15 protein-coding genes and 1 tRNA gene are annotated in these 16,848 nt (G+C 29.7%); 4 read left to right on the forward strand and 12 right to left on the reverse strand.

Annotated elements, in window-relative coordinates:
• Positions 1–63: 63 nt before the first annotated feature.
• The 8 genes from argH to ACQ3F0_RS08315 form a co-directional block, all read right to left on the reverse strand.
• Positions 64–1,377: an argininosuccinate lyase gene (argH, locus tag ACQ3F0_RS08280; RefSeq protein ID WP_428864736.1), complete on the reverse strand. Its 1,314-nt coding sequence runs from the start codon at positions 1,375–1,377 to the stop codon at positions 64–66.
• A gap of 113 nt (positions 1,378–1,490) precedes the next feature.
• Entirely contained in the window at positions 1,491–2,684 is a 1,194-nt protein-coding gene (locus tag ACQ3F0_RS08285) for an argininosuccinate synthase (protein ID WP_428864738.1), read from the reverse strand.
• Positions 2,685–2,882: 198 nt separating this feature from the next.
• Positions 2,883–3,623, reverse strand: coding sequence for an amino acid ABC transporter ATP-binding protein (locus tag ACQ3F0_RS08290; protein ID WP_428864739.1), 741 nt, complete (start codon positions 3,621–3,623; stop codon positions 2,883–2,885).
• Positions 3,624–3,757: 134 nt separating this feature from the next.
• Positions 3,758–4,405, reverse strand: a complete 648-nt coding sequence (locus tag ACQ3F0_RS08295) for an amino acid ABC transporter permease (protein WP_428864741.1) — start codon at positions 4,403–4,405, stop codon at positions 3,758–3,760.
• A 112-nt stretch (positions 4,406–4,517) separates the two neighbouring features.
• The gene (locus ACQ3F0_RS08300; protein ID WP_428864743.1) at positions 4,518–5,357 is read right to left on the reverse strand and encodes an amino acid ABC transporter substrate-binding protein; all 840 of its coding nucleotides are present in this window, start codon (positions 5,355–5,357) and stop codon (positions 4,518–4,520) included.
• Positions 5,358–5,778: 421 nt separating this feature from the next.
• Positions 5,779–6,777: an isocitrate/isopropylmalate dehydrogenase family protein gene (locus tag ACQ3F0_RS08305; RefSeq protein ID WP_428864744.1), complete on the reverse strand. Its 999-nt coding sequence runs from the start codon at positions 6,775–6,777 to the stop codon at positions 5,779–5,781.
• A 21-nt stretch (positions 6,778–6,798) separates the two neighbouring features.
• On the reverse strand, positions 6,799–8,718 hold the full coding sequence (locus ACQ3F0_RS08310) for an aconitate hydratase (protein ID WP_428864746.1): 1,920 nt from the start codon (positions 8,716–8,718) through the stop codon (positions 6,799–6,801).
• A 528-nt stretch (positions 8,719–9,246) separates the two neighbouring features.
• Positions 9,247–9,960: a lysophospholipid acyltransferase family protein gene (locus ACQ3F0_RS08315; RefSeq protein ID WP_428864748.1), complete on the reverse strand. Its 714-nt coding sequence runs from the start codon at positions 9,958–9,960 to the stop codon at positions 9,247–9,249.
• A gap of 298 nt (positions 9,961–10,258) precedes the next feature.
• Here ACQ3F0_RS08315 and ACQ3F0_RS08320 point away from each other — a divergent pair, with 298 nt between their 5' ends.
• From ACQ3F0_RS08320 to ACQ3F0_RS08330, 3 genes are all read left to right on the forward strand, one after another.
• Positions 10,259–11,134, forward strand: coding sequence for a ComEC/Rec2 family competence protein (locus ACQ3F0_RS08320; protein WP_428864750.1), 876 nt, complete (start codon positions 10,259–10,261; stop codon positions 11,132–11,134).
• 7 nt (positions 11,135–11,141) lie between these two features.
• On the forward strand, positions 11,142–11,945 hold the full coding sequence (gene lgt / locus ACQ3F0_RS08325; protein WP_428864752.1) for a prolipoprotein diacylglyceryl transferase: 804 nt from the start codon (positions 11,142–11,144) through the stop codon (positions 11,943–11,945).
• A gap of 234 nt (positions 11,946–12,179) precedes the next feature.
• A tRNA-Leu gene (locus tag ACQ3F0_RS08330) sits at positions 12,180–12,268 on the forward strand.
• Positions 12,269–12,674: 406 nt separating this feature from the next.
• Here ACQ3F0_RS08330 and ACQ3F0_RS08335 read toward each other — a convergent pair.
• From ACQ3F0_RS08335 to ACQ3F0_RS08350, 4 genes are all read right to left on the reverse strand, one after another.
• Positions 12,675–13,523 carry an undecaprenyl-diphosphate phosphatase gene (locus ACQ3F0_RS08335; RefSeq protein ID WP_428864880.1) on the reverse strand — a complete coding sequence of 283 codons (849 nt, stop codon included), beginning with the start codon at positions 13,521–13,523 and terminating at the stop codon, positions 12,675–12,677.
• A gap of 138 nt (positions 13,524–13,661) precedes the next feature.
• Positions 13,662–13,925, reverse strand: a complete 264-nt coding sequence (locus ACQ3F0_RS08340) for an ATP cone domain-containing protein (RefSeq protein ID WP_428864754.1) — start codon at positions 13,923–13,925, stop codon at positions 13,662–13,664.
• An 83-nt stretch (positions 13,926–14,008) separates the two neighbouring features.
• Complete coding sequence (locus ACQ3F0_RS08345; RefSeq protein ID WP_428864755.1) at positions 14,009–14,194, reverse strand: Spo0E family sporulation regulatory protein-aspartic acid phosphatase; 186 nt, start codon at positions 14,192–14,194, stop codon at positions 14,009–14,011.
• Between the two features lie 320 nt (positions 14,195–14,514).
• On the reverse strand, positions 14,515–15,357 hold the full coding sequence (locus ACQ3F0_RS08350; protein ID WP_428864757.1) for a PHP domain-containing protein: 843 nt from the start codon (positions 15,355–15,357) through the stop codon (positions 14,515–14,517).
• 208 nt (positions 15,358–15,565) lie between these two features.
• On the opposite strand from ACQ3F0_RS08350, the gene eam reads away from it, so the two are divergent.
• Entirely contained in the window at positions 15,566–16,840 is a 1,275-nt protein-coding gene (gene eam / locus ACQ3F0_RS08355; protein WP_428864759.1) for a glutamate 2,3-aminomutase, read from the forward strand.
• The last annotated feature ends 8 nt before the right edge of the window (positions 16,841–16,848 follow it).

The following is a 16,848-nucleotide window of genomic DNA, read 5'->3' on the forward strand; positions in this document are numbered from 1 at the left end:
CATGTCAATTGAAAATCAATATTTTATTAAATTTTATCAGAGTTATAGCAAGGACATAGAAAATTACATTTCCTTTTTTATTCCCCTTGATAAAGTGTTTTTATAATCAACAAATGAATAAATATCCTCTGCAAATAAATCACTAAACTCTTTTAATTTTTCTAATTTCATATCTTCTATAGCAATTTTATTTTCTTCACAATACAATACTATAGATCCTATTACCCCATGAGCATCTCTGAAAGGCATCCCATTATTCACAAGATAATCTGCAGCTTCAGTAGCATTTAAAAATCCTTTCTTTACACCTGCATACATATTATCTTCTTTAACTTTAATTGTTTTAATCATTTCATTCATAATCTTTATACATTTAAGAACTGTATCAGAAGCATCAAAGAAAGGTTCTTTATCTTCTTGCATATCTTTATTATAAGCTAGTGGTATACCCTTCATTGTAGTTAAAAGACTCATTAAGTCACCATATACTCTACCTGTTTTTCCTCTAATCAATTCAGCAGCATCAGGATTTCTTTTTTGAGGCATTATACTACTACCTGTAGAATATGCATCACTTATTTCTACAAAATCAAATTCCTTACTACTCCATAATATCAATTCTTCACTTAACCTACTCAAATGCATCATTATTATAGAGAAATCTGACATCAACTCTAATAAATAGTCTCTATCACTTACACCATCCATAAAATTATCAACAGGTTTATCAAATTTAAGTTCTTTAGCAGTTAACTCTCTTTTTGTATTATATGTAGTTCCTGCCAAAGCACAGCATCCCAAAGGACTTTCATTTAAAATATCCACTGCATTCTCAAGTCTTTTTTTATCTCTTTTTAACATATTATAATAAGCCATAATATGCTGCGTAAAAGTAACAACCTGAGCTCTCTGTAAATGAGTATAACCCGGCATCATTACATGATTGTTCTCACCAACAGTTTTCATTGTATCCATAAGTAGGGCTACATTTTCAATTATTTCTTTTGCTTTTTCTCTTGAATACATCTTCATATCTACAGCTACTTGGTCATTTCTACTCCTAGCTGTATGAAGTTTCTTACCTACATCACCAATTTTTTTAATTAAATTAGTTTCAACAAAACTATGTATATCTTCATAGTCCCCTTCAATTAATAGTTTTTCATTATTTATATCATCCAAGATTGAATTAAGCCCTTCTAATATCTTTTCTTTATCACTCTCAGATATGATTCCTTGAATTGATAACATTTTTACGTGAGCCATGCTTCCTGTTATATCTTGAAAATAAAGTTTCTTATCAAAGCTTAAAGAGCTATTGAAATCTTCCATTAACTTACTTTCTTCATCTTTAAATCTACCGCCCCAAAGTTTCATCTATCTCATCCTTTCCATTTTCATTTAATTATTATTAAAAAAAACATTGTGCTAGTCAAAAATTTGAGCTAGCACAATAAACTAATTATTAATATCATTGTAGCATATTTAACTTATTTATCAAATTTCAAAGCTCTTATTTTGCTAGGCAATGAGAATAGATTAATAAATCCTTCGGCATCTTTATGGTCATAGTCAGAAGCTCCAAATGATGATATACCTTCATCGTATAATGCATATGGAGATGATTTTCCAGCTACCATAATATTCCCTTTATATAATCTCAATTTAACCCAACCTGTTACAGTTTCTTGAGTTTTACTCACAAATGCATCTAATGAATCCTTTAAAGTTGAGAACCATAGTCCATTATATACAAGCTCTCCATATTTTTGAGCTATCATAAATTTATAGTGTAATGTATCTTTATCAATTGTGATTTCTTCCAATTCTTGATGAGCAGCATATAGTACTGTACCACCTGGAGTCTCATAAACCCCTCTAGATTTCATACCCACAAGACGGTTTTCAACCATATCAACTACTCCAACACCATTTTCTCCACCAATTTTATTTAAAACTTTAACTATTTCAACTGGTGACATTTCTTCACCATTTATTTTTGTAGGAATACCTTTTTCAAAGTTTATTTCTACAAATGTTGGCTCATCTTTTGCTAATTCTGGTGGTGTAACCATTTGATACATGTCTCTCTTATGATCATTTTGTAACCCTTCAATATCTCCACCTTCATGACTTAAGTGCCATAAATTCTTATCTCTTGAGTAAATTTTTTCTTTAGTTACAGTTATCTCTATTCCTTTAGAAGTTGCATAGTCAATAGCATCTTCTCTTGAATTTATATCCCATATTCTCCAAGGAGCTATTATCTTTATTGTAGGGTCAATAGAAGCAATTCCAACTTCAAATCTAACTTGATCGTTTCCTTTACCAGTACATCCGTGACAAATATATTTTGCTCCTTCTTTATGTGCAATCTCTACTAATTTTTTAGCCATTAAAGGTCTTGCAAAAGAAGTTCCCAGTAAATATTTACCTTCATATTTAGCATTTGCTTTTAAACCTTGGAATACATAATCCTCTATAAACTCTTTTGTTAAATCTTCTACGTAAATCTTTTCCGCTCCAGATTTTATAGCTTTTTCTTTTACAGCTTCGTAATCATCATCTTGTCCTACATTTATACAACAAGCAATTACATCCAAATCATAATTCTCCTTTAACCATTGAATAATTATAGAAGTATCTAGTCCTCCTGAATATGCTAAAACCACTTTTTCTTTCATAATTATTTTCCCTCCCGAAATATTATATATAAATAATTTTATTTTTTTATTTGTTTGATTTCTTATACATATTATATTACATAATTTATAATTATGCAATAAAAATTTATAAATATACATAAATATTTTTCAAATAAAAAACTCTAGACTTTTACATCTAGAGTTTTTTATTGTATATGAACGTATATGTATTTGTTCCTACAGTATTTTATTTAAAAATTCCTTAGTTCTTTCCTCTTTAGGATTATTGAATATTATATCAGGATGTGCCTCTTCTACAATTTTACCCCCATCCATAAATATTACTCTATCCGCAACTTCCTTTGCAAATCCCATTTCATGAGTTACTACCACCATAGTCATTCCTTCTTTTGCTAGGTCTTTCATTACATTTAAAACCTCTCCTACAAGTTCTGGATCAAGTGCTGAAGTAGGTTCATCAAACAACATAATATCTGGTTCCATATTAAGAGCACGAGCTATTGCAACTCTTTGTTTTTGTCCACCTGATAGTTTTGATGGATAAGCTTCCATTTTATCCTTAAGACCAACTTTTTCAATTATTTTTTCAGCTCTACTAATAACTTTCTCTTTATCTTCTTTCTTTACAGTTATAGGTGCTTCTATAACATTCCCCATTACCGTCATATGAGGGAATAGATTGAAATTTTGAAAAACCATACCCATTTTTTCAATTGTCTCTCTCATTTTTACTTTATTTTTAACATCTAGCTTTTCACCTTCTACATAAACTTCTCCATTAGTTGGTACTTCTAAATGGTTTAAACATCTTAAAAATGTACTTTTACCTGAACCAGAAGGCCCAATAATTACAAGAACCTCGCCTTTATGTACCTTTACATTTAAATCTTTAAAAACTTCTAAACTTCCAAAATTCTTAGATAACCCTTTTGTCTCTATCATTATAAAATCTTCCATTTTATTTCCCCCTTTAAAGTGCTAAAGCTCAACGTTATAGATAAACCACTCCAACTACTAATCTATACATGTCCATAACTCATTAATGTCTGAGATTTTGGACATGTATAGATTAAGTTTGCGTAGGTTTATCTCTAGTATACCGATAATTTCTTCTCAATTCCAGAGAAAATTACTGTAAAAATAGTTGTCATGAATAAATATAAGCACCCAGCAACTAAGTATGGTTCCCATGGTCTCCCTGTTGCAGATACTCTTAGTTGAGCACTTCTCATTAATTCTTCCATAGCAATTGCTTGAACTAATGATGTATCTTTAAGTATAGTAATAAATTCATTTCCTACTGCTGGTATAATATTTTTGAATGTTTGAGGTAAGATGACTCTTTTCATTGTTTGAAAATAAGTAAATCCCATTGCTTTACACGCTTCAAATTGACCTTTGTTGATAGATATTATTCCACCCCTTATAATTTCGGCCATATAAGCTCCAGAATTTAAACTTAAGCCTAGTAAAGCTGCTGAAAAAGGTTCTAACTTTATTCCTACAACTGGCAATCCATAATAAAATACAAATAGTTGTAATAACAAAGGTGTTCCTCTAAAAATCCATGTATAAAAAGTAGCAATTTTAGATATAAATACATTATTTGATATCTTCATTAGTGCAAAAATTATTCCTATAACACTACCTATAAAAACAGATAAAACTGTTAATTGAACTGTCATTATACTTCCCTTTAATAATATTGGAAGTATTTTTATTAGAAATTCTAAATCCATAATATTTTCCTCCAGTTAATTTATGACTTGCTTAATTTATCTATATATCAGAACATCTACCCTTATATAATACATACAAGGGTAGATATATTTATTTCAAAAGTTAATTTTTTTACTTATAAGCATCGTAACCAAACCATTTTTGAGATAAATTTGATAATGTTCCGTCCTCTTTCAACTCTGCAATGGCCTTATTAATAGATTCTGTTAATTCTTTATCTTCTTGTCTTAATCCAATGCCCATTGGTTCTTCATTTACCATTTCATCAAGAACTTTAAATACATCACTATCAGTATCTTTTGCTAAATAATATCCCCCTACTTGAGCATCCATAATTACTGCATCTACTCTCTCATTTTTTAAGTCCATAATAGCTTCTGTAATTTTACTATACTTTTTCAATTCTTTTGTAAAACTCAAACTTTCTTCAGCTGCATTTTGTCCAGTAGAACCCATTTGACATCCAAGAACCTTACCATCAAGATCTTCTGCTTTCTCAATACCAGAATCCTTTAAAGTTACTAATATTGGACCACCTTGTACATATGCATCTGTAAATCCAATACTTTCTTTTCTTTCATCAGTGATACTTAATGCAGATAATATCATATCAAATTTTGAAGATTGAAGTGCTAGTAAAATCCCGCTAAACTCAGTTGTCACATACTCAACTTCAACCCCCATCTTATCACCTATAGCTTCAGCTAAATCTATATCAAACCCAACAAGTTTATTATCATCATCTCTATACTCCATTGGTGGATATGAATCATCAAGACCCACTGTAATCTTTCCTAAATCTTGAACTCTAGAAAGAGAAATATCACCTTCTTGAGCACTTCCTGATGCTTTATCACTTTCATTAGCATTATTTTTATTGTTACTTCCACATCCCACTAAAATGCTTGTCCCCATTGCAAGAGTTAATAAAATTGTAATTAATTTTTTCATGTTAATTTTCCCCCTGTATTTAAACTTTTTATTTTCCTTGCACTTATTATATAACAAACTTTATATTTATGCAATATTTTTTTATATTTATACACAATTTCATCACTCCCACCCTGGCACCACATTATTCATACCAAGGTTTAAACGGCTTGTTTATTGAGTTTACCCAAAGTTGAACCTCTATTATTTGTTGTTTTTTAATAATTAACTACATTTATAAACTAAGCAAATATTGTATAATTATTTCACTAAGAAACATTTTATTTAATGTACTTTTACCAACGTAAAATAAATCATTTTACCTTTTTATTAATTAAAAGCTTTCGCTTGCGAAAGGTATCCTCAATTGTGCATTGTGAATTGTGCATTGATTAAAGTGAATTATGCATTAAAAATAAAAAGCTCCCCATTCGGGAAGCTTTTACATATTCTTAATTACCTCATTTGCGTATTCCATTGTTTTTGCTGTACCACCAAGGTCTGATGTAACAACTTTGCCTTCTGCTAAGACTTTTGAAACCGCATTATCAATTTTTTCAGCAGCTTCAAATTCCCCTAAGTGTTTTAGCATCATAACCCCAGATAAAATTGCCGCTGTAGGATTTGCAATATTCTGACCTGCTATATCAGGTGCTGAACCATGAACTGCTTCAAACACTGCAATATCTTCTCCTATATTTGCACCAGGAACTATACCAAGTCCTCCAACAAGACCTGAAGCCATATCTGAGACTATATCTCCATATAAATTTGGCATTACTAGAACATCATATTTTGTAGGATCTTGAACCAATCTCATACTCATTGCATCTACAATCATATCATTTGATTCTATATCAGAGTAGTTTTCAGCAATATCTCTAGCACATTTTAAAAACAAACCATCTGTTAGTTTCATAATATTTGCTTTATGAACAGTAGTAACTGTTTTTCTTTTTTGAGCTTTTGCTAATTCAAAAGCATATTTACAAATTCTATCAGAACCTTTTTTAGTTATAACTTTAATAGTTTCAGCAGCTTCGTCTCCTACCATATGTTCTATACCAGCATATAAACCTTCAGTATTTTCCCTTACAATAATTAGATCTACATCTTCATATCTGCAAGGTACCCCTTTATAAGTTTTAACTGGTCTTACATTGGCATAAAGTTTAAGAGATTGTCTTAAACCTACATTAACACTTCTGAAACCTTTTCCTACTGGTGTAGTTACTGGTCCCTTAATAGCAATTTTATTTTTCTTTATACTATCAATAACATATTGTGGTAATGGAGTCCCATATTCATCAACCACTTTTGCTCCCGCTTCTACTACATCCCATTTTATTTCAATTCCAGAAGCTTCTATTACAGCTTTCGTTGCCTCCATAACCTCTGGTCCTATTCCGTCACCTGGTATTAATGTAATTGTATAACTCATATTATGCCCCCTTATTCTTTTCTACTTTGTTTTTAAAGAATTAATTAATCCACCATTCAAAATCATTTCCTTTTGTCTGTCAGACGCATTTAGTGTCAAATGATACTTATTACCTTTGGTTATATTTTCCACAACAAACTTTCCAGTTTCAACACTTGATAAAGCATCATTTATAACTAGTTCATCAAATTCATCTATACTATCATAATCTTCAGCATTATCAAACACCAAAGGAATAATTCCATTATTTAACAGATTAGCTTTATGAATTCTTGCAAATGATTTTGCAAACACAGCTCTTATTCCAAGATATAATGGAACTAATGCTGCATGCTCTCTACTAGATCCTTGACCGTAGTTATCTCCTGCAACTATAAATCCACCGCCATTTTCTTTTGCTCTCTTAGGAAACTCTTCATTACATGGCGCCAAACAGTAATTAGAGAGGTGTGGAATATTTGATCTATAAGGAAGCAATTGTGCATTTGATGGCATTATGTGATCCGTAGTTATATTGTCTTCTACTTTAATTAATGCCTTACCTTCTACTTTGTTATCTAATTCTTTTCCTAGTGGGAAAGGTTTTATATTTGGTCCTCTAACAACTTCCACTTCATTTGAACTCTCTGCTGGTGTTACTACTAAATTATCATTTATTAAAAACTGTTCAGGCATTTCTACTTTTGGAGCTTCTCCAAATTTTCTTGGATCAGTGATATATCCTGTTAAAGCAGATACGACAGCTACCTCTGGACTTACCAAGTAAACTCCTGCAGAAACAGTTCCGCATCTTCCTTTAAAGTTTCGATTTATAGTTCTTAAAGAAATCGCTTCATTAGCTGGTGATTGACCCATACCAATACATGGTCCACAGCCACTTTCAATAATTCTAGCACCTGCTGCTATCATTTTTGCTAGTGCACCATTTTCTGCCAACATATTTAATACTTGTTTTGATCCCGGTCCAATAACTAAAGATACTTTTTCATTAACTGTCTTTCCATCCAAAATTTCAGCAACTTTCATCATATCTGCATATGAAGAATTCGTACAACTTCCAATAGTTACTTGATCAACTTTAACATCTTGAAGCTCAGCAACTTTAACAACGTTGTCTGGACTATGCGGACATGCAATTAAAGGCTCTAATTCACTTAAATCTATATTTATAACTTCATCATAAACTGCATCATCATCTGCTTTTAACTCTACGTAATCTCCAGCTCTATTTTGAGCTTTTAAGAATTCTAAAGTTACATCGTCACTTGGGAATATAGAAGTAGTTGCACCTAATTCAGCTCCCATATTAGTTATTGTAGCTCTTTCTGGAACAGATAAAGTTTTGACACCTTCTCCACCATATTCGAATATTTTATCAACTCCACCTTTAACTGTTACTCTTCTTAAAACCTCTAAAATGATATCTTTTGCAGTAACCCAATCATTTAATTTTCCAGTTAATTTTACATTAACAACTTCAGGGTATTTTATATAATATTCTCCCCCACCCATAGCAACTGCAACATCTAATCCACCGGCGCCAATTCCAATCATTCCTATACCACCAGCAGTAGGTGTGTGGCTGTCAGATCCAACTAAAGTATAACCAGGCACCCCAAATCTTTCTAAATGAACTTGATGGCAAATACCATTTCCTGGTTTAGAAAAGAATATACCATGTTTCTTAGCAACTGTCTGAATATAAAGATGATCGTCTGCATTTTCAGGACCAGTCTGCAGCATATTATGATCTATATACGCTACTGATTTTTTTGTTTTTACTTTATCTACACCTAATGCTTCAAATTGTAGATAAGCCATTGTCCCTGTTGAGTCTTGAGTTAAAGTTTGGTCAATTTTTATACCAACTTCAGTCCCCTTTTTCATTTCCCCAACAACAATATGTTCTTTCAAAATTTTCCCAACAATATTATGCCCCATTTTTGCTTCCTCCTTAAATTTTAAAAAAGTATTGTTTTTATACATCAAAACCATTTTTGAATAATTTATACTAACAAATTTCAATCATGTATGTTTCCATTATTTAGTTCATGTAATTTTTATTCAGTATTTTTGCATATTTATAGATTTATTTTCTTTTTTAATCTATTAATCGTATATTTATACTGATATATTATCATAAAACTCTTAAGGAAGTAAAGCGTTTTTGCAATTTTTACATTACCTTCATTCATTTTGATAGTATTTATTATAGTATTCCATATTATTATCTACATTTTTCAAGGTATCATATGCAATTCTAAAATTTTTTCTAATCTTTTTTTAAATAAAGCTACTTTTTAAAATATTGTTGACATTAATTAAAAAAATTACAATTGAAATAGATTACGAACTAGATTAGTTAAGAGTAAGGAGTTAAGGATGATTTTCTTTCAGAAAATCTTAAACTAAGCCTTTAGTAAAAAAGCCTAAAACAGTATAAAAAACAGTTTTAGGCAATAATTCTAATTATTTTTGAATATGTTTAGAAATTTCATCTTTTAATAAAGAGGATAACCCCTTTAATTCTTCTCTTGACATTTTTTCAGGATATATGGGCTTTCCAATAACAACTTTTATTGTGCCTTTTTTGATCCAATATTTATTATTCTCTAAATATTTATATCCACCATCAACAGTAATAGGAATCACAGGCACCTTAGCTTTTAAAGCCATTTTTAAGCTTCCCTTTTTAAACTCGTTCATTTCAGGACCTCTACTCCTCGTTCCTTCAGGAAATATGAGCATAGAACATCCATTTCTCATATTTTCAGCTCCTTCATTAATAGCATTCAAAGAAGCTCTAATATCTTTTCTATCCATAAAAACGCATTTTAATTCTTTCATCCATCCAGAAATCAGCTTGAATTTTTCTAATTCCTTCTTGGCTATAATGCCCATACTTTTATCTACTGAAAAAAGTATCGCTGGAATATCAAAATAACTCTGATGGTTACCTATAAAACAACAACTTTCTTCTGGAATATTTTCTTTTCCACTTACTTCCATTGTGATATTACAAACTTTCAACACTTTTTCAGCCCAAATCATAACTTGACTATGTAAATATTCTTGTGCAGCCTTTTCTCCTTTTATTCTTTTAATTTTATCCAACTTCCTTTTCTTAAATACTGTAAAAATCATATAGAAAAAGAAATATCCATAAGCATATAAAGACCTCATATTTTTCTCCCCTCTTATTTTTCACTACAATACTATAGACATACCATACATAAACTTAAACTAAACATGTACAAAATTTCAGGCATCAGTGAGTTTTGGACTTGTTTAGATTTATAGCTCAAGTGGTTTATCTCTATTCATTATAATATTTAAAATTATTTCTTTCAAATATTAAATATTTTATTTTTTTGGTTATAATTAAAAGTATATAGAAATACAAAATTTTATCCCTACGTATTTGATAATAATACTAATTGTATGATAAAATAACTCATGAATATTAAAGTGAGGTGAATAATTGAAAAATAAGAAAAATAGAATAAAATTACTCCCAATATTTTTTGTAATTATTGTGTTAATTTTATTTGTTTTAGCATTTTACAAGATAAATTTCAATAAATATCAAGAAGCTGACACCACCGGCAAATTAGTGGTTCATTTCATTAATGTAGGTCAGGGAGACTCTATTTTATTACAATCAAATGGAGAGAACTTGTTAATTGATTCTGGTTCAAAGTGCAGTAAAAATAATTTATTAAATTATCTTAATAAAACTGGAATAAAAAAATTAGATTATATAATAGCAACACATCCCCATGAGGATCATATAGGCAATATGAGTTATGTAATTGACAGATATGGTGCAAAACAAAATATATTTGCTCCTAAAATAACTTCAACCAGCGCTTCCTATAAAGCAATGATAAAAGCTATAAGTGATGCTCACAAAAAAATAACAGTTGCAAAAGCAGGTGTATCTTTTAAATTAGGCACTGATGTCTTCTGTGAAATAATAGCACCAAATAGTATTAGTTATAAAAATACTAACGATTATTCTGCTGTTCTAAAAGTAACTTTTGATAAAACCAGTTTTTTATTTACTGGTGATGCAGAAAAAATAAGTGAAACAGAAATTTTAGAAAACAATTATTACATAAATGCTGATGTTTTAAAAGTTGGTCATCATGGTAGCATGTCTTCTACATCAATTAAATTTCTAGAATCAGTTTCGCCTAAAATCGCTATAATTTCATGTGAAAAAAAAAATGAATATGGGCATCCTCACGATGTAACTCTAAAAAAATTAAAAGAAAACAATATAAAAATTTTTAGAACTGATTTTAATGGTAATATTGTCTTAGAAAGCGACGGCAATAAAATAATACAAAGGTAGTGATATTATGAACCCTATAGCATTCGAATTATTTGGAATTAGTGTACATTGGTATGGAATATTAATAACAACCGGAATTTTGGTTGGTTTACTGGTAGGAAATTACCAAAGTAAATTTTATGAAGTAGATTTTGATAAAATTACTGATATATTTATAGTTGGACTTCCAGTTGCAATTATTGGTGCTAGATTATACTATGTTATTTTCAATTGGAGTTATTATGGAAATAATCCTTCCCAAATACTGAATTTAAGAGGGGGAGGCCTTGCTATTCATGGTGGTATAATTGGTGCAGTATTAGCTGCATACTTCATGTGTAAATACAAGAAAATTAGTATTCTAAGATTATTAGATATTATAGCTCCTGCTTTTATAATTGGTCAGGCTATCGGTAGATGGGGCAATTTTATGAATAGTGAAGCTCATGGAGGAGAAGTTACTAAAGAATTTATTTCTCGTTTTCCTCAATTTATCCAAGAAGGTATGTATATAAATGGTGCCTACTATCACCCAACATTTTTATATGAATCTATATGGAACCTTTTTGTTTTTGGATTACTAATTTTTATAAGCAGAAAGTTCAAAGATTTGAAAAAGGGTGGTCTCTTCTGTTTATATTTAATATTTTATTCTGTAGGAAGATTCTTTATAGAAGGTCTTAGAACAGACAGCTTAATGTTTGGATCATTTAGAGTAGCTCAATTAGTTAGTATGAGCCTAATTGTAATATGTTCAATATTACTTTTACTTCCTTTTAAAACTAATAATTCTGACTTCATTATAAAAGAAAATAAAGAAAATGAAGAGTAAAACACTTATATCTTACTCAGATTATTAATAATCACAAATAGAAAAAGACTTGGATCTCAAGTCTTTTTCTATTTGTGAAACAAGCGAATTTTATGAAAGCTATTTCGAGGAGAAATAGGAACTTTGATTAACTCTACAATTATACTATTTCCAATTCGCAAAAAAATATTCTAAAATTCCTTGACACATGTTAAATATCATTGTATAATTCTATTTGTCGGCAAAACAGGACATGCCGAAGTGGCGGAACTGGCAGACGCACAGGACTTAAAATCCTGCGGTGCTAACACACCGTACCGGTTCGATTCCGGTCTTCGGCACCAAGTTTGGTGAGACAAAAAATCTAGTCTTTTGACTAGATTTTTTTTATTCTAAAAATTAATTATGTTTTTAAATAGTATTGGCGCAATTGAAATAAAAGACGAACTAAATCAGTGACAAGTGATAAGTTACAAGTGACAAGTTAAGGTTGATTTTCTTGCAGAAAATCTTTAACTAAGTCTTTATCATCTTCGATGATGGGATTGCGAAAGGTATCCACAACTTGTCACTTATCACTTGTAACTTGTCACTATAAATTTCGAACTTGTTCGCACTTTTTTATTATATGGTTAAACCACAAAAAGTAAATTGAACTAAAATCGACCACAATACTACCGCAGATTGATACGTTCTGACGCTATATATCGTGGTCGAAGTTCAACTAGATTACTTTTTGTGGAATAACCATTATATACTTATAACTTTAGTAAAAAACAAAACAAACAATAATACCGCAACAATAATTCTATAATATGCAAACACTTTCATTTCTTTCTTTTTAAGATATCCAATAAACTTGTCTACTACAACTAATGCTACAATAAATGAAACAATAAATCCTGCTGTTAAAGCAATTATTTGAATAGTATTTAGAGTAATCTGCATTTTAATGAAAGATAGCAAAGAAGCCCCAACCATTACAGGTAAAGCAAGAAAAAACGAAAATTCTGCTGCTGCAACAGTTGACAATCCTACTATCCAACCACCAATAATAGTAGAAGCAGACCTTGACATTCCAGGCCACATTGCTAAACATTGAAAACAGCCAATAATCAGTGCTTGTTTAAAAGAAATATCATCAATTAATTTAGTAACTGATTTTCCTCTAAACTTATTTTCCGCGTATATCATCCAAATAGCACCTATAAGTAAAGCCAATGTTACAGGTAAAGCATGAAATAATTTTGCTTTTATCAAGTCATCAAATTTCAATCCTATAACAGCTGCTGGTAAACTAGCCACTATAATTTTGAGCCAAAAAATCAGTCCTGAATTTTTATGTTTAGGAGAAAAATTCTTCAATGTATCCATTATCTTACCCCAGTATAAAACTACGATAGCAAGAATAGCACCTAATTGAATTACAACCTCAAACATATCCGTAAATTCTTTTGAGTATAAACTTGTTGGATCACTATTACCAACAAACCCGATAAGATGTCCAATAATAATCATATGCCCAGTAGATGAAACCGGAATAAACTCTGTAAAACCTTCAACTATCCCTATAATTACAGCCTTAATGATAAATAAAATATCCAATTACAATTCACTTCACTTTCTCCATTTAATTTTACCCGAACAGATAAATTATACTATCAATTATTTAACAAGTCCATAAATGACTAAAATAAAAACTCTAGAAATCTAGAGTTTTACTATTTATTCATAATCTTATGTCAAATTACTAACTTTATCAAACAACTCAGCTGTTTTATTAAACCCAAAATCTTTTAAAGTTTTAAGAATGATTTCATGTATTTCTATAACTTTTATTTCAACTCTATCTCCTAAAGCTTTTGTGACACTTCCAGTCACATTTTCAATATCAGAAGTATTAAAAGGTTCCTTTGCATCATCCGAAGCTCTCATTATAGAAACTTTGATTTTGTTTTTATCAAAATCTTGCATTCTACCATCTCTTTTAATTACTTTCATTATCCATTCCTCCCTAGTAAATAAATAAAGTTATACTTTTATTATACACTAATTCTATTTTTATTTACTATGAATATATGAATTTAATGAGAACATTTAAAATAGTCATTTAAGAGTTTGTCCAAATATTGACTTAATTTAATTACTTCTGGATCTAAACACTTTTTATAATTACTACTTACTTGAGTATTCAATAGTAACCTAACTCTTTCAATTTCTTTTTTTATATTATCCACTTCTCTACGATTGCTAAATTTATTAGAAACCATCACTCTACTCCTTTTGTTAATTTTTGTTAATTAACATAACTTCATGTAATTTTTTAGGTTTATTGTAATATATTTATACCATATTTTTTCAAATATTACAACCCATTCATTTTTACATAAAAAGAGTAAAAAACTAATTTCACTTTTTATATACTGTTTTTTTCTATATATTGTATATAAGGTATATTTTTTACACAAAATAGAGCAATAGTTTTAATTTAATAAAATTTCAGCTTTACAGATTTTTTTTATACCACTTTTTTAAATTGATATTCTATGGTATATTTTGTAAATTATTGCCAATTTGAAATTGGCACATTTTATATAATATAATCTTTCAAATGTTTCAAACTTATATCATCAATACTCACATTCATCATTCCAATTTTTCTCTTTTTGATAAAATCCCCATGACAGTCAGAACCAGCAGTAATGATCATATCATTTTTCCTACACCACTCAACGCATGATACTATTTTTTCCTTTGAATGATTAGGATGATAACATTCTACTCCCTCAATTCCTATATCTTTTAATGTTCCTAACCTTTTTTCAACTGGAGTATCTATTTCTACATAATATGGATGAGCTAAAATCGCTACTCCTCCAGCATTTTTAATAACATTTATAACCTTTTCAGTTTCTTCAAAAATAGGAAATTGCATATCCTTTTTTCCAGCAAAAAGTCTTGTAAAATAATCAGATACATCTTTACAGTAACCTTTATCAATCAGAAAATTAAGAGCCTTCCATCCACCTCTTTCAGAAATATGCTTATAGTTTACATATTCATCAAAATTTATATCATACCCATCTTTAATCAGATTCTTTATAGCGTTATCGTCTTTTTCTTCTAAAAGAATTGTATTCCTATTCAAAACTTTTCTAAGCTTCTCATTTGAATTATCAGTACCATAAGCTAAAATATGATATAAATTTTCATTGTGTGTGCTAGAAATCTCAATCCCAGGTATAAAATTTAATTGTTCACTAAAAATTAATTTTTTCATTTTTTCGACATTTCCAATACTATCATGATCAGTAAGAGAAAATAATTCTACCTTTGCTTTTTTTATTTCATTTACTATCTTTTCAGGGCTCCACGTACCGTCAGATGCGGCAGAGTGTATATGCAAATCAACTTTTAAATTTTTATTAACCATCATTTCACCTCAAGAAAATTATTAATTCATCATACTATTTTATATTATACTATTATAAAATTAAAATTATGTACATACTTCGTCAAATTATGTGAATTTTTTATTTATTGAAAGTTTTGTATCAATAATTTCAAATTTGAATTTTTTTATTCATTACGTTAAAATAATATAGTAAGTTAAAATAATAAATTCACCAAGGAGGTATGTTATGACTGAAATAAACAAACGTGAAATTTCTCTTAACAGAGCATCAGAACTAAAATCTAGGATTTTAGATTATATAGAAAAGAAGAAAAAAATCCCCATTGGTACATCTAGCGAAAGCAAAGAATTTATTAAACAAAACAAGCTGAAAATACTTTCATTTTTCAATGCAACGGAAAAAGATTGGGATGATTGGAAGTGGCAACTTAGCAATAGAATAAGTGACGTAGATACTTTATCTCAGCTTATTGATTTAAGCCCCAGAGAAATTGATGCAATAATTAGTATAGGCAAGAAGTATAGATGGTCTATTTCTCCGTATTATTTATCTTTAATAGACAATGATATGTTTAATCCAGTTAAACTACAGTCTATCCCATCAGTCCTTGAGTTACAAGAAGAAGGCTCCTTAGATCCTATGGCTGAAGAATTCACAAATCCTGCTGGTTCAATTACTAGACGATATCCTGATAGATTAATTATAAATGTAACAAATGAATGTGCTATGTACTGTAGACACTGCCAAAGACGAAGAAATATTGGTTCATCAGACTGTCATCGTCCAAAAGAAACTATAAAAGAATCAATAGATTACATAAGAGACAACCCAGAAATCAGAGATGTTCTTATAACTGGAGGAGATCCATTAGCATTACCTGATTCTTCTATTGATTGGATTCTTACTGAACTGAGAAAAATTGAGCATGTTGAAATTATTAGAATTGGTTCTAGAACTTTAGTAACTATGCCCCAAAGAATAACTGATGATTTTATAAATATCATAAAGAAACATCACCCTATATTTGTTAACACTCATTTTAATCATCCGTTAGAATTAACTGATGAGTCCGTTGCAGCGTGCAAAAAATTAGCTGATGCTGGAGTTCCATTAGGAAATCAAGCTGTTCTTTTAAATGGCATAAATAACGATAAATTTATAATGAGATTATTAAACCATGAGTTATTAAAAGCCCGTGTAAGACCGTACTATATCTTCCATGCAAAACACGTTAGAGGTACAACACATTTTAATACTTCTATAGATGATGGAATGGAAATAATGGAGTATTTACGAGGCTATACATCAGGCCTTGCTATTCCAACTTATATAGTGAATGCGCCTAATGGTCAAGGAAAAACCCCTATAAATCCTCAATATTTACTTATGAAAGGGAAAGATTCTTTTAAAATAAGAACTTGGGAAGGTAATGTAATAGATTACGAAAATCATAGTACTATTGATATAAAATCAGAATTGAAAAAAGCATTAGAACAATAAAAAGGGTG

This window comes from Clostridium sediminicola (assembly GCF_050402865.1).
GTDB lineage: Bacteria > Bacillota > Clostridia > Clostridiales > Clostridiaceae > Clostridium_AF > Clostridium_AF sediminicola.